A 14,757-nucleotide genomic window follows, 5' to 3' on the forward strand; every position below is an offset into this window, starting at 1 on the left:
AGTTGGGTGAAGACGGCGATGCCGCACCCGAGGATCAGCGCCGGACGTACCCACCGCTCACGCAGCCCGGCCCAGCCACGGGCGCTGGCGGTCTGCTCAGCGAGAGCTAATTGCGCCATCTCGCCGAGTTCTTCGGCGACGTCGTAACCGGCTGGGCGGGTGCGCTCGAGCATGTGGTGCGCCGTGTCGAGATCACCGCGCTTGACCAACCACCTCGGGCTCTCGGGCAGCCGCAGGAGCAGACCCAGCATCACCGCACCGGGGACCGCAGCGACCCCGATCGCCCAGCGCCACGGGATCGATTCCGACGCCCCGACGACGGTCGCAATCAATATGCCGACCCCGATGGCGATTTGGAAACACAGCACCAGCCGGCCGCGGTACTTCTTCGGGGCCAGCTCGGCTACGTAGATGGGCGCCGTTTGGGTCGCCCCTCCCACCGCGAAACCCAGCACCACCCGCCCCAGCGACAACAACACCGGGTTGGGCGCCAGGGCGCACCACAGCGCACCGACGACGAAGACGGCCGCGAGCATCACCAGCGTGGTTCTGCGACCGCGCCGGTCGGAGAGGTAGCTGCACACCAGGGCGCCGATCACTGCGCCCAGCAGAATGCTGGCGGCGATCACCTGCTTCCATCCCGCGGCAATGCCGAAGTCTTTGGTGATGCGTAACAGAGCGCCGGAAATGATCCCGGTGTCGTAGCCGTACAACGCGCCGGAGATGGCCGGCACCAGTGCGACGATGAGCACCGTCCCGGTCAACTGACCGGACGCGTACCGGCTCACCGCGCTCTTCGATGAAGTCAACTCACCCGCCCCCAGTTCAAACCAACGAACCGCGCGGATACCCGCCGGCGCGCTCGGCAACCCGGGTGGGCCGCAGCAGTTGCAGTGAGTCAGCCCTGCCGCGGCGCCTGCTGCTTGCGCGAGCGGATCACCTTGCCCGCGGCCGTGCCGCCGTCCACCGGTAACACGATTCCGGTGACATAGCGTGACCGCTCGCTGGCCAAGTACAGGGCCGCTTCGGCGACATCGTCCGGCGTGCCCTCGCGCTTCAGCGGCCGATCGTCGCGCATCGTCTGGCGTGTTCGGGCTTCATACTCCGCAATCTGCTCGGCATCCATATTGGCTACCCCGCTCGCCAAGATGCCTGTCGGGATGTTGCCCGGCGCGATCGCGTTGACGCGTATTTCCCAGTGCGCCAATTCGATTGCGGCTGACTTGGTAAATTGGATGACCGCCGCCTTGGACGCCCGGTACGTCATCACACCACCGCCTGCCTGAATCCCGCCGATCGAGGTCAGGTTGATGATCGATCCTCCACCGTGATCGGCCATGTGCCGGGCGGCATCTCGGGTCCCCGCCATCACACCCAGCACATTGACCGCCATGACTCGGTGAAAATCGGCCAGGTCGTCGTCGAGGAACCGGCGATGCATGGTCCCCGACACGCCGGCATTGTTGACCATGACGTGCAGGCCGCCGAATTTCTCGACCGCCGTAGTGACAAGTGCGCCAACTTGTTCGGGATCGGAGACGTCGGCCCGCTGAAACCATGCGGAAGGACCCAACGCGCCAGCAAGGTCGCGGCCCAGATTTTCTTGCACGTCGGCGACAACGACACGGGCCCCGGCTGCCACGAACCGCTCGACCAGGCCCCGGCCGATACCCGAGGCGCCACCAGTGACGACGGCAACTTTGCCATCCAGATCGTTGACCACACGACGAGTTAATCGGCGACCGGCGTCTTAAGTCAAGCAGTTGATTTAAGTCGGGTGGCGGGGTGATCGGTAAGGTCAAAGCTCAACTCCTACCTGCGGCGGTATCTGTGACCGACACAGCACTACGTTTGCGGGGTCGGCGCGCGGAGTGCACGACCCTAGAGCGTCTGACGTCTGCGGCGCGATCCGGACAAAGTCAGGTACTGGTGCTGCGCGGCGAAGCCGGGATCGGCAAGACAGCGTTGCTCGACTTCGTGTCCGAGCGTGCTCCCGGGTTCCGCACAGCACGAGTGGCGGGCGTCGAGTCCGAAATGGAACTCGCCTTCGCCGCGCTGCAGCAACTGTGCGCGCCGCTGCTCGATTGGCACGACAACCTGCCGGAGCCGCAACGCGACGCGCTGGACATCGCGTTCGGCCGTCGGACGGGGCCTGCGCCGGACCGTTTCCTGGTGGGACTGGCTGTGCTGAGTCTGATCGGCGCGGCTACCGGAGGCCAGCCGTTGATCTTCCTCGTTGACGACGCACAGTGGATCGATCATGTCTCCGCGCAAACCCTGGCTTTCGTGGCACGCCGGCTCATTGCCGAGCCCGTAGCGATGATCTTCGCGGTGCGCGATGGGTTCGACGACGAACTGACCGGGTTGCCGGAACTGCGGGTGCAAGGCTTGGCCGCAGGTGACGCCCGGGCCTTGCTGGATTCGGTCATCCTCGGCCGGATGGACAACCAGGTGCGCGAGCGGATCATCGCCGAAACACGCGGCAACCCGTTGGCCCTACTGGAACTGCCCAAGGGGCTGACAGTCGAAGAACTCGCCGGCGGCTTCGGGCGCCCGGACGCGCGGCCACTGGCCGGACAGATCGAGCAGACCTTCCTGCGGCGCATCCAAGCGCTGTCACAACAGAGCCAACAGCTGTTGCTGACCGCAGCCGCCGAACCGGTGGGCGACGCAGGCTTGTTGCTGCGCGCCGCCGCGGGCCTGGGCCTTTCCGGGGACGCGGTAATCGGTGCCGAAGCGTCGGGTCTGGTCGAAGTGGGCACTCGGGTGCGTTTCCGTCATCCGCTGGTGCGTTCGGCGGCCTATCGGGCGGCGGGTCTGATGGAACGTCGTCGGGTTCATCAGGCATTGGCCGAAGCCACCGACGGTGACGTCGACCCCGACCGGCGCGCATGGCATCTCGCCCTTGCCGCGCCGGGCCCCGACGAGTCCGTGGCCGTGCAGCTCGAGCGTTCCGCCGAGCGTGCCCAGGCCAGAGGCGGCGTGGCCGCGGCGGCCGCCTTCCTGGAGCGGGCTACCGCGTTGACCGCCGACCCGGTACGCCGAGGTGCCCGAGCGCTGGCGGCAGCCCAGGCCAAGCGAGCGGCGGCGGCGTTCGACGCCGCCGACGAGCTGTTGACCATCGCCGACTCGGCGACGCTCGACGAGCTGCAGCGTGCCCGCCTGGTGCAGTTGCGCGCCCAGATCACGTTCGCCCGGAGCCGCAGCGGCGACCCGCAAGCACCCACGGTTTCCGATGCCGCCGTCGGGTTGCTGGACGCGGCGAAGCGACTGCACACCCTCGATGACGCGCAGGCCCGGGAAACCTATCTCGAAGCGGTGGGCGCGGCGATGTTCGGTGGCCGGTTGTGCCCGTACGGCGGTATGCAGATGACGGCGGCAACCGCCGCACAGGCACCGGCCGGCCCCACGCCAGCGCGGCCGGTCGACGTGCTGCTCGATGGCATCACACTGCGGGTCACCGAGGGACTCGCCGCAAGTGTGCGGCCACTGCGTGAGGCGTTGCAGCTGATCTGTTCCGCGGCCGGACGCACCGACGGTGACATCATGCGGTGGTTCTGGCAAGCCTTCCCGATCGTCCAAGAGTCCGCCGTCCACGAGGTGTGGGATGACCAGACGTGGCATCAGCTGGCCGAGCATGCCGTGCGGCTGGCCCGGGACGCCGGCGCATTGGCCGTGCTTCCGCATGCGTTGGTCTACCGCGCCGGTGTCCACGTTCAGGCCGGTGAGTTCGCCGCGGCTCGCGTGTTGATCGAGGAGGCCGACGCCATTTCAGCGGCGACCGGTTACGCGCCGGTGAAGTACCACTCGGTGTTACTCGCCGCGCTACGCGGGGCCGAAGCCGAGGCGGCGAAGCTTATCGAGACCGCCGCCAGTGATGGAGTCGCCCGCGGAGAAGGTCGGGTCATCGGCTTGACACGGTATGCATCGGCGGTTCTGTGCAACGGGTTGGGCCGCTACGACGAAGCCCTGGCAGCGGCCCGGCAGGCGTGTGAAGACGAGGATCTGGGCCTGTTCGGTTGGTGCCTGCTCGAGCTGGTGGAAGCCGGCGTGCGAGCCGGTGACCGCGCCGCGGCGACGCAAGCACTGCGCCAGCTTGAGGAACGGACCGCCGTTGTCCACACCGATTGGGCTGCAGGGGTGTTGGCCCGGTCAAGGGCGTTGTTGGCCGACGACAACGCCGCCGAAGCCCACTATCGGGAGGCTATCGAACGACTGGAACGAACCCGGGTGGTCGTTCAGCTCGCTCGCGGGCATCTGCTCTACGGTGAGTGGCTGCGCCGGTGCAACCGCCGCGTCGACGCCCGTACCGAGTTGCACACCGCCCACGAAATGTTCGGGCGCATGGGCGCCGAAGCCTTCGCCGAACGCGCCCGCCGCGAACTGTTGGTGACCGGCAAGCAGGTGAGCAAACGATCGTCGGGAAGCGGCGGGCCGCCGCCAGGCGCACTCACCGCGCAGGAGGCGCAGATCGCCAAGCTCGCCGGTGACGGGTTTACCAATGCGGAGATCGCGGCGCAGTTGTTCATCAGCACGCACACCGTGGAATGGCACCTGCGCAAGGTGTTCGCCAAGCTGGGCATCAAGTCACGCCGGCAACTGCGGGGCGCCAAGAACTGACTCCCCCGGACAACCAGGACTACGGACTATCAAGGGCTCCAATCGGTCACCGGTTGGTCGATGCTGGAAGCACCAGTTCAGCAGACAGCGAAGGGGCAGAAAGATGAGGGTTCTGGTAGTCGGTGGCACGGGACTGATCGGGTCACAGGTGGTCACCATGCTCACCGAAGCGGGACACGAAGCGATTCCGGCCTCGCCCAGTTCCGGGGTGAACACCGTGACGGGCGAAGGCGTGGCGGACGCGGTTGCCGGAGTAAACACGGTTGTCGACGTATCGAATTCGCCTTCTTTCGCCGACGACGATGTGATGAATTTCTTCACCGCATCCACCAGGAACCTGCTCGAGGCCGAACGCGCGGCCGGCGTAGGCCATCACGTCGCGTTGTCCATCGTCGGCACCGACCGGGTGCCGGAAAGCGGCTACCTGCGCGCCAAAGACGCTCAGGAGAAGCTGATCCGCGAGTCCGGTCAGCCGTACTCGATCGTCCGGGCCACGCAGTTCTTCGAATTCGTCAAGGGCATCGCCGACTCGGCCAGCGACGGCGAGACAGTGCGCCTCTCGCACGATGCGGCCATCCAGCCCATCGCCGCCGAGGACGTCGCCACCGCCGTCACCAAGGTCGCCAGCGGACCGCCGCTCAACGGCATCACCAACATCGCCGGACCGGATAAGTTCGGCATGGACGACTTCGTTCGAATCGGCTTGGCGGCCCACGGCGATCCCCGCCAGGTCGTCACCGACCCCACCGCCGGCTACTTCGGTGCGCTGCTCGACGACCGCAGCATCGTGCCCGTCGAGGACGAAGACGTGACGATATTCCCGACTCACTTCAGTGACTGGGCTGCCGACCACCTACCCAGTAATGCCCGCTAGGAGGTGGGCATGGAATTGCTTGACCACACCGCCGTAGTCACCGGCGGAACGGCGGGCATCGGTTTGGAGTCGGCGCGGTTGCTCGCCAGCGAAGGGGCCACGGTGATCGTCTCGGGCCGTGATCCCGCCCGCGGTGCGCAAGCGACCGCCACCATCGGCGGCGATGCGCGGTTCGTCCGAACCGACATGTCCGATGCCGAATCGGTGAATTTGCTTGTGCAACAATGCGGCCAGGTTGACATCATCGTCAACAACGCCGCCAGTTATCCCGCGGCGTTGACGGTGGAACAAGACATGGCGGCCTTCGAGGCGATGTTCGATACCAATGTTCGCGGCGCCTACTTCCTGGTTGCCGGCCTGGTGCCGGGAATGCTGCGCCGTGGTCGCGGCAGCATCGTCAACATCACCACCATGGTGGCGTCCAAGGGTGTGGCGGGCGCGTCGGGCTACAGCGCGTCCAAGGCTGCCCTGGAATCGCTCACTCGTAGTTGGGCTGCCGAGTTCGGCCCGAGCGGGGTTCGGGTGAACAGTGTTGCGCCCGGACCCACCCGCACTGCGGGGGTGACCGCGGCGTGGGGTGAGACCAACGAGGAACTCGGCAAGGCGCTTCCGTTGCGGCGCACCGCTTTTGCGGCCGAGATCGCCGAAGCCGTGCTGTTTCTGTGCTCCCCGCGCGCCAGCTTCATCACCGGCTCCACTTTGCACGTCGACGGCGGCGGCGCAGCGGTCTGATGTAGGACACTGGCCGTGTTCGGACTCGACTAAGCGCCGGATCCGACCGCACCCAGAACTACACTCGGCTGCTTTATGGCGGCCGGTTAGGCTCCGCTTTATCTGGCGAAGAAATCCAGCAGCAAGGTGTTGACCGTCTGGGACTGCTCTATTTGCGGGCAGTGCCCGGCGCCGTCGACCACTACCGACCGTCCACCGCGGATGGCCGCGGCGATCTGCGCCGCCCATCCTGGGGGTAACAGCTTGTCGTTGCCACCCTCGACGACAAGGGTCGGTACGGTGATTCGTTCATATGCCCGGGCAGTCGACGGGACCGTCGGTGGGGCGGCGCCCGGACGGCGAAACCGCGCCGCAGCAACGGCTTCCCACGATCCGGGTGCGATGCTCGATTCGTAGCGGCGCCGCACGTAGTCCTCGTCTGCGGGGTATCGGGCGTCGTAGAACAATGCCTCGACGATGCTGCGCATGGCAGGCAGGGTCGCGTCGTAATTCTGCAGCGCCTCGAAGTGCCGGTTCTGCTGGATTTCGCCACCGCCGCAGATGATGACCATGCTGCGCACCGGCAGCTGGGGCTGCTGCGAGGTCACGTCGGTGAGCAAGTTGATTGCGCCCATGGAGTTTCCGGCGAAGTGGGCCGAACCCACGCCAAGCAGCTCGCAAAACCGCGCGACGTGTCGGATTCGCATGGCGCGGCTGGCGACGAAGTCGATAACCTTCGCCGATTGACCAAAGCCGAGCTGGTCGGGAGCCAGCACTCGATAGTGTTCGGCGAGAACCGCAACGGTTTGCTCCCAGCCGAGTTCGGCGCTGGCGCCAAACTCTCCGCCATGCAACAACACCACCGGTTCGCCGTGTCCGGCTTCGAGGTAGCTGGTTACCAGGCCGTCGACGAGGACAGTTTTGCGGTCGAAGGTCATTTGATCGCAATGGGATTGACCGGGGATCCCACGGCGCCAACGAATCTCATTGGCGGGGCGATGAGCTGGAACTCGTACACACCGTCGGCCGCACAGTCTTGCGCCAACGCGGTGAAATCCCAGTACTCACCGAGCATCATTCCCATGTCGCGTAGGCACAGCAGGTGCAAGGGCAGAAAAGCGCCCTCGACGTCGGGCACCAGATCTTCTACCTGAAGGTTGTCGGAGGCGACGGCCGCAACTTCGTGGTCGTGCAGCCACGCCGCACACCGCCAGTGCAGGCCCGAGAAAGGCTCGGTCTTGTTGCCTGTTTGGCCATACCTCGTCCACCATCCCGTGCGGACCAACACTATGTCACCCCGCTGAATCGTCACGCCCTGGCCGCGAGCGACGTCGTCCAACTCTTCGGGAGTGATCGGATTACCCTGTTCGAGAAAGACTTCCGCTCCCCGGTGGCGCACGACGTCCAACAACACTCCCCGCGAGGTGATGCCCTTGACGTCGACCTTGTCGATCCCGCAGTGGTAGGCCCCCATGCTGGTCACCGAGGTGGCCGGGAAGCCGTTGTAGAGTTTGTCTTCGTAATAGACGTGCGACAGTGCATCCCACTGGGTGGCCGCCTGCAACGGCATGATGATCATGTCTTCGTTGAAGCGGAACAGATTGTCGACGAGGTAGCCACCCACCTGTTTGGCCGTCGGGTTGCGTGTCCACGCGGGCCCGTATTGAGCCAGTGTGTTGGCGTCGCCGCCGTCGACCGTCATGACCAGTATGGGATTGTGCCGAAACTGGAATGCGCCTTGCGGACCGGACGATCCAAAGTCGACGCCGAGCGCAAAGACCTTCCCGTGCCGGACCAGGCTCGCCGCTTGCTGAACTTTCTCGTCGGTAATGAAGTTGAGCGTGCCCAACTCGTCCTGAGCTCCCCAGCGCCCCCAGTTCGAGACGTCGCGAGCAACCCGACGGAATTCGTTCAGGCTGGCCATGGTGCTACCCCCCCTCGGGCTCACCGGCGACCGCTGCACCCACGGCGCCGCCGTCCACCCACACGACCTGACCCGAAATGTAGCTTGCGGCCGGGGAATTAAGAAACAACAACGGCGCCGCCTGCTCGGCTGCGTCCGACACCCGGCCCAACGGTTTGGGTATGTCGTCGAGGAAGCTTTGACCGTAGGCAGTGCGCAATTGGTTCAGGATCGGCGTCTCGGTGACACCCGGTCCAGTGCAGTTGATCCGAATGCCCCGTGCGCCCAGGGCGGTGGTCATTCGCGTGGTGTACAGAATGATGGCTTCCTTGGATAATTGGTAGCCCGTGCCCAAGGCTTGCGGGTGCTGCCGGCACCAATCGATGCCTTCTTGCATGGTCGCGGTGCGCAACAGCGGCATCACCTCCGATTGATGTTCGCGGTACTGCGCCGCGGCCAGCGATGACACACTGACGATTGCCGAGCCCGCCGGCATGGTGGTGACCAGGGCCTCGGTAAGGTGGCGCAGGCCCAAAAAGTTGATGGCGACGACCAGTAGGGGATCACCGATTCCCGACGACACCCCGGCGACGTTGAACAGCGCGTCGACGCGACCGCCGACCGAAGACACGGCGTCGTCGATGGAAGCCGTGTTGGCGAGGTCGACTTCGTGGAATTGCCTGAGGCCGAACGCGGGTGGGTACTTGTCCAGACCGATGACCTCCGCGCCCAGGTCGGTGAGCTGCCGCACCAGCGCTGCGCCAATCCCTGAGGCGCAGCCGGTCACTAACGCGCGGCGGCCGTCGTAGCGAAACAGTTGGTCTGAGTCACCCAACGCGGGAACTCGGCAGGTCGAACGGTCTCACTTGCCTTGCTGTTCTTTGAGTCGCTGGGCCGCCTGGACCCGACCTTCGTTGATCTCGGCCATCGCCTCGGGAATCTCGCTGGCGGTGAACTTGCCGCCGCGACCGGTCGGTAAGCCACCGAAGGAATACTGTTCGTCGAATTGCGGTGCGGTGGATTCAGGTCGGCGACCTTCTACCTTCTCGATGATCGGCGCGAGTCGGGTTTTCTTGTCGGCCACCGCTTTCTCGTCTCGCTCGATGAACTCCGGTAACACTTCTTTGCCCATCAGCTCAATGGATTCCATGGTGCCCTCATGGCTGCGCGGGTTGAGTAGCAGGATGATTTCGTCGACCCCGCTCTCTTCGTAACCGCGCAGGAACTCACGCACCGTCGCCGGCGAGCCGATGGCTCCGCGGCCCGGGCCGTAGGCCAGCGTCGGATCCTTCTTCACCTCTTCCAGATACCGGTCCCACACCCCGGTCCGACCCGGGGTGTGCACGCCGGTCATGTAGTAGTGCATGATGCCGAACGAGAAGAACCCGCCGCCTTCACCGAGCCGATCTAGCGCTTGTTCGTCGGTCTTGGCGACCATCATGGACAAGTCCCCGCCGATGGCCAAGATGTTCGGGTTGATCTGGGGCGTGACCGGGACGCCGCTTTCCTCGAATTCCTTGTAGTAACCGTTCACCCGCTCCGTCAGCGGTCCAGGTCCGGTGTAGGCGAAACTCAGTGCGCCGATGCACTTCTGGGCCGCCATCTGGACGCTGGCCGGTCGGGTACAGGCGACCCATACGGGCGGATGGGGCTTCTGCATGGGCTTGGGAATGACGTTGCGGGCCGGCATCTCGATGTGGTTGCCCTTGAAACCCGAGAACGGCTCCTCGATCATGCAGCGGATGGCCACCTCGAGGGCTTCTTCCCATTGTGACCGTTTGTCGGCGGGATCGATGTTGAACCCGCCCAGCTCACCCACCGACGACGACTCTCCGGTGCCGAACTCAACCCGTCCATTGGACAGCAGATCAAGGGTGGCGATGCGCTCGGCCACTCGGGCGGGGTGGTTCACCGCGGGCGGGAGGTGCATGATGCCGAAGCCGAGCCGGATGTTCTTGGTCCGCTGGCTCGCCGCAGCCAAAAAGATCTCGGGCGCTGTGGAGTGGCAATACTCCTCGAGGAAGTGGTGCTCGGTGAGCCAAACGGTGGAAAAGCCGGCCCGGTCCGCGGCTTCTACCTCGTCTAGGCACTCCTGCAGCAACACCCGTTCGTCGTCGGGCTGCCACGGTCGCGGCAAAGCGAACTCGTAGAACAGTGAGATCTTCATTTTCTACCTCCTATGAGAATTAAGGGTCCGAGAGGCGGCCTGCGTGGCAACATGTTTGGCCGCGACGAAGCCGAAGGTCATGGCCGGACCGATGGTTGCCCCGGCTCCGGCGTAACTTCGGCCCATGACCGGCGCCGACGTGTTGCCTACCGCATACAGACCGGCCACCACGGTGTCATCCGTCCGCAGCACCCTGGCGAATTCGTCGGTGCGCAGACCACCGGATGTGCCCAAATCACCCAACACGATCCGGAAGGCGTAGTACGGCGGATCGCCCAGCGGATACAGGTTGGGGTTGGGCAGGGTCGGGTCGCCGTAGTAGTTGTCGTAGACGCTGTCGCCGCGATTGAAGTCGTCGTCGTGGCCGCTGCGTGCCAATTTGTTGAATCGGCAAGCGGTTTGACGCAAGGCATCGGCCGGGACGCCGATCTTGGCGGCCAGTTCGTCCCAACTGCCAGCGGCCTTCACCACGCCGGACTCAAGCCAGGCCGCCGGTATTCTGCGTCCGGTAGGCACCGGAGCACCGGGGACTTTGGGAATGGGCAGATGCCCGCCGATCACGTACCGATTGAAGGACCGGTGGTCGGTGATCAGCCAGCATGGGATGTGCGTGACACCGGTTTTCTGTCCTTCGAGCATGGCGTGGCCGAAGTCCATGTACGGTGCGGCTTCGTTGATGAAACGTTTGCCCGCACCGTTGACGATGAATTGTGCCGGCATCATCCGCTCGTTGAGCATGAATTGCATGCGACCATCGGGCCATTGCATCGCGGGAAACCACCAGGCCTCGTCGAGCAGCTCGGCGGCCGCGCCAACCTGCTGTCCAGCGCGGATGCCGTCGCCCATGGCCGCGGGATTGCCGAAGCTCCAATCCTGTTCCAAGGCGGGCTGGTGTTCTTTACGCCAGGCCAAGTCGTGGTCGAAGCCTCCGGTGGCCAGGATGACCCCGCACCGCGCGCCGATCCGCTGGGTGATGTCGCCGCGTCGTACCACCGCACCGGTCACCGAACCGTCGGCGCCGGTGACCAATTCGGCCAGCGGACTGTCCAGCCACAGCGGGATGTCGCGATCCCGCATGGCGAGTCGCAACCTCGCCGCCAGGGATTGGCCGATCGCCGCCATGCGCTCGTCGAACACCCTCGCGCGCACCATCCGAGCGATCAGCTTCACCAGCACGCCTTTGCCGGCCCATGATTGCCGGATGCGATAGAACGACCGCAATTCTTTGGGGCCGAGCCAGATTCCTTTCGGAGCCAGCGCCAACGGCTGCAGCAACGTCTGTTCGTCCTCGCCCAGTTTGCGTAGATCAATGGGTGGCACGTTGATGGTGCTGCCCAGTGTGGATCCACCGGGTAACTCGGGATAGTAGTCGGCATAGCCGGGCTTCCAGACGAACCGGAGCCAAGGCGACAGTCGCTCCAAAAACTCCAGCATCTGCGGCGCGGATTCGACGTACTGCCGGATGCGGGCCTCACTGACCAGACCGTCGGTGATCTGCCGCAGATATTCGACGACGCCCTCGGGTGAGGGAGCATAGCCTTCCCTGCGCTGTGCCGGTGCTCCCGGAACCCAGATGCCGCCACCCGAGAGGGCGGTGGATCCGCCGAAGTGGCTTGACTTCTCGACGACCAGGGTTTCTAAGCCGGCGCGGTGCGCGGTCAGTGCGGCCGTCATGCCGCCACCGCCGGATCCGACGACGAGGACGTCGACGATGTGGTCAAAGACATCGGTACCGGCAGAGGTCATACGCCTGGTGCCGCCGTTCTGATGGCGAATCCGGCGATCAGTTCCGGAGCCTTCTTGTAATACCGATTCGTAGTGCGGTACCGGCCTGCGGTCGCCAGCGCAGCGAAAGCCGCTATCCAGGTCCGGATCTCGTGCCCCGAACTGCCACCTTCATGGGTGATGAACGAGTTGGACCACTGGTCGAGGTCATCGAGGTAGCCGCCGTCGATCAACTCCAAGAACCGTTGGTCCCAAACGGGATTGAGTGGCTGCAGGTCGCTGTCTCCCCCGGCGAAGCGCTTGGCCGCCTCGATGACCGCGGTCTGGCGAGCCTGCCGCTGCTCAGCCGTCATTGCGCGGCCGTGCACGATGCGGTCGACGACCGCGGGGGCAGCGGTGGCGAGAGTCGGTACTGGCGGACTGTGCGAGAGCCCGCCAGATCCGACGACGAGTACGCGCTTGTTCAGGCCGGTGAGGAAGTCTCCGACCGCGGCGCCCAGCGCCCGGCAGCGATGTATCGGGCCGAGCGGCGCGGCAATGGCATTGATGAACACCGGCAAAACCGGACGTGCGAGGGCTGACCCCAGCAGTTTTTCCAGCGGTTGGACGGTGCCGTGGTCGACGTCCATGCTGGCCGACACCGCGACGTCCACACCATCGTTCAGCACGGCTTGGGCACATTGCGCGGCGATGTCTTCGGGCACATCCAGTGGGCCGGCGTGTGTCCCGTAGTCGCCAACACCGGTGGCGCGCAGTCCGATGCAGAACGGCGGCATGGCTTTGTAGAAGAATCCGTTGTAGTGGTCCGGGGAGAAGATGACGACGAGTTCCGGGTCGTAGGCGGTGACGAAGTCGCGCGCCTGCGCGATGGCCGCACTGATGTCGTCAAGTAGGTCCTGCGACGGCCCCGGTAGATTCAGCAGTGGGCTGTGGGACATACAGCACAGTGCCAGTGTCATTTCCGACTTCACCCCCTTCCGGTCTGAGGGTGAGGGTGTCTAGCAGCGCAGCGCTCAACTCCGGCGCCAGCTGGGCGATGCAGGCTCCGGCGATGCAGCGGTCGGGCCGCAAGAACACGACCGATTCTTGGTAAGCATCGAACCAGGCTTTCAAGCCACCGGATCGGTCGCCCACGATCACCACGTCGGGATCGTCGTGCCCAGCCCAGTACAGCTGTGTCACCGGACGCAGCGCGAAGAAACGCGCGCCCAACGCTTTCCACGCGTCGAATGCGTCACCGCCGAGGATCTTGCGGGGATCGTTGTTCCAGCACAACACCGCAAACCAGGTGCCCAGCACGTCGTCGAGCAGTAGGTTTTGCTGCGAGCGAGTATCCACGCGAGGCTGAACGAACAACGTGCCGACCGGCGACCCGGGATTTCGGGGCTCCGAGTGCACCACGGCGCCACGTTCATAACGGGGCATCGGCTTGAACCGCATCTCCAGCACATACCGCTTGAGCGTGGGCACGATCGAGCCCGCGCGTACCACGATGTCGCGCGCTCGCGCGACCTTGCGGTTGGTCGGTGAGATGACGCGGCCCACCATCGTGGACAGGTCGATCATCGCCCGGGCGTGTTTGCGCCGCTCCATGTCATAGGTGTCCAGCAACTGCTCGCCGGCCTGCCCCTTCACCACCGCGGCCAGCTTCCAGCCCAGATTGGCGGCGTCGCGGATTCCGCTGTTGTAGCCCTGCCCCTGCCATACCGGCATCAGATGCGCCGCGTCACCGGCCAACATGAGTCTGCCGCTGCGGAAGTTGCCGGCGATCCGGGAGTGGTGGGTGTAGACCCGGCGCCGGATCACTTCCACCCGGTCCGGATGCGGGACCATGCGCGCGAGCATCTCCCGCAGGAACGCCGGGTCCTGTGCTTGCTCGTCGGACTCCTCGGCGTGAATCATGAACTCGAACCGGCGAATTCCGTGTGCGATGGAAATGGAGGCATACGGACGTTCTGGATCGGCACCAACCTCACTGTTCGGGTGGCCCAGCGGGTCGTTGGCGATGTCGACGACCAACCATCGTGTCGGTGAGGTGGTTCCGTCAAAGGAGACACCCATCATTGCGCGGGTCTTGCTACGTCCGCCGTCGCAGCCGACCACGTAACGCGCCCGCACCGCAACCGGCTCCGCGCCGCCCAGTGCCACGGTTACCGCGTCCGCACTTTGTTCACAAGAGATCATCGGGTGGTCCCACCACACCTCGACGTGATCGAATCTTTCCAATCCGCCGAGCAATTCCGCGTCAACCAGGGGCTGCACGAAGCCGTTGCGCTTGGGCCAACCGAATCGCGCGTCGGGTGGTGCCATCTCGGCAAGTATGCGACGCTTGGCATCGAAGAACCGCAGGATCTGGTTGGGCACGGTGTGCGGCAGGATCCGATCGACCAGTCCGATGGCCTGGAAGGTGCGCAACGCCTCGTCGTCCAAACCAACCCCGCGGGGATAGTCGATCAGCGTCGACCGTTCTTCGACCACCAGAGTGCGCACGCCTTGCAAGCCAAGGATATTGGCCAGCGTCAGCCCGACCGGTCCGGCACCAACCACGACCACGTCGACGTCACCCTGCGGACCGGCGGCAGCCATCAGCGCCCCAGCAGGAAGTCGATGTGCAGTCGATTGAACGTCTTGGCGTCCTCGTACTGCGGCCAATGACCACAACCGGTCATCACCTCGAACCGGGCGCCGGGGATCATGGACGCGATGCGGCGGCCCTCTGGAACGTCGGCGGTCGGGTCGTCGCTGGTCCACAACACC

Annotated in this window: 12 protein-coding genes and 1 pseudogene; 3 read left to right on the plus strand and 10 right to left on the minus strand. The window is 65.1% G+C overall.

Features of this window, described 5'->3' with window-relative positions; all coding sequences use genetic code 11:
- Both A9W95_RS25010 and A9W95_RS25015 read right to left on the minus strand, forming a co-directional pair.
- Nucleotides 1-752 (minus strand): MFS transporter (locus A9W95_RS25010; protein ID WP_156746399.1); only part of this gene is annotated, 752 nt, incomplete at its 3' end.
- Nucleotides 753-898: 146 nt separating this feature from the next.
- Nucleotides 899-1,723 carry an SDR family NAD(P)-dependent oxidoreductase gene (locus tag A9W95_RS25015; protein WP_067418937.1) on the minus strand — a complete coding sequence of 275 codons (825 nt, stop codon included), beginning with the start codon at nucleotides 1,721-1,723 and terminating at the stop codon, nucleotides 899-901.
- Between the two features lie 107 nt (nucleotides 1,724-1,830).
- Here A9W95_RS25015 and A9W95_RS25020 point away from each other — a divergent pair, with 107 nt between their 5' ends.
- From A9W95_RS25020 to A9W95_RS25030, 3 genes are all read left to right on the plus strand, one after another.
- Nucleotides 1,831-4,620 carry an AAA family ATPase gene (locus A9W95_RS25020; protein WP_371328124.1) on the plus strand — a complete coding sequence of 930 codons (2,790 nt, stop codon included), beginning with the start codon at nucleotides 1,831-1,833 and terminating at the stop codon, nucleotides 4,618-4,620.
- A 103-nt stretch (nucleotides 4,621-4,723) separates the two neighbouring features.
- Nucleotides 4,724-5,494: an SDR family oxidoreductase gene (locus tag A9W95_RS25025; protein ID WP_067418940.1), complete on the plus strand. Its 771-nt coding sequence runs from the start codon at nucleotides 4,724-4,726 to the stop codon at nucleotides 5,492-5,494.
- A 9-nt stretch (nucleotides 5,495-5,503) separates the two neighbouring features.
- Complete coding sequence (locus A9W95_RS25030; protein ID WP_067418941.1) at nucleotides 5,504-6,226, plus strand: SDR family NAD(P)-dependent oxidoreductase; 723 nt, start codon at nucleotides 5,504-5,506, stop codon at nucleotides 6,224-6,226.
- A gap of 98 nt (nucleotides 6,227-6,324) precedes the next feature.
- Here A9W95_RS25030 and A9W95_RS25035 read toward each other — a convergent pair whose 3' ends face one another.
- From A9W95_RS25035 to A9W95_RS26605, 8 genes and pseudogenes are all read right to left on the minus strand, one after another.
- Nucleotides 6,325-7,143 (minus strand): alpha/beta fold hydrolase, encoded by an 819-nt coding sequence (locus tag A9W95_RS25035; RefSeq protein ID WP_067418942.1) that lies wholly within the window; start codon nucleotides 7,141-7,143, stop codon nucleotides 6,325-6,327.
- Complete coding sequence (locus tag A9W95_RS25040; RefSeq protein WP_067418944.1) at nucleotides 7,140-8,129, minus strand: cyclase family protein; 990 nt, start codon at nucleotides 8,127-8,129, stop codon at nucleotides 7,140-7,142. The genes A9W95_RS25035 and A9W95_RS25040 overlap by 4 nt, the downstream gene beginning before the upstream one ends.
- A pseudogene (locus tag A9W95_RS25045) lies at nucleotides 8,117-8,943 on the minus strand (coniferyl-alcohol dehydrogenase). Before A9W95_RS25045 ends, A9W95_RS25040 begins: the two are co-directional and overlap by 13 nt.
- 27 nt (nucleotides 8,944-8,970) lie before the next feature.
- Complete coding sequence (locus tag A9W95_RS25050) at nucleotides 8,971-10,275, minus strand: LLM class flavin-dependent oxidoreductase (RefSeq protein WP_067418947.1); 1,305 nt, start codon at nucleotides 10,273-10,275, stop codon at nucleotides 8,971-8,973.
- Nucleotides 10,276-10,278: 3 nt separating this feature from the next.
- Entirely contained in the window at nucleotides 10,279-12,021 is a 1,743-nt protein-coding gene (locus tag A9W95_RS25055) for an FAD-binding protein (protein WP_067418949.1), read from the minus strand.
- Nucleotides 12,018-12,938 carry a 3-carboxyethylcatechol 2,3-dioxygenase gene (locus A9W95_RS25060; RefSeq protein ID WP_067418950.1) on the minus strand — a complete coding sequence of 307 codons (921 nt, stop codon included), beginning with the start codon at nucleotides 12,936-12,938 and terminating at the stop codon, nucleotides 12,018-12,020. Before A9W95_RS25060 ends, A9W95_RS25055 begins: the two co-directional genes overlap by 4 nt.
- A complete protein-coding gene (locus A9W95_RS25065; protein ID WP_067418951.1) occupies nucleotides 12,886-14,586 on the minus strand; it encodes a bifunctional 3-(3-hydroxy-phenyl)propionate/3-hydroxycinnamic acid hydroxylase in 1,701 nt (566 codons plus the stop codon). Before A9W95_RS25065 ends, A9W95_RS25060 begins: the two co-directional genes overlap by 53 nt.
- Nucleotides 14,586-14,757, minus strand: a 172-nt coding sequence (locus tag A9W95_RS26605; protein ID WP_371328125.1) for an alpha/beta fold hydrolase, incomplete at its 5' end; no start/stop codon positions are given. The genes A9W95_RS25065 and A9W95_RS26605, both read right to left, overlap by 1 nt.

Origin of the sequence: Mycobacterium sp. 1423905.2 (assembly GCF_001673155.1) — a bacterium.
Classification (GTDB): domain Bacteria; phylum Actinomycetota; class Actinomycetes; order Mycobacteriales; family Mycobacteriaceae; genus Mycobacterium.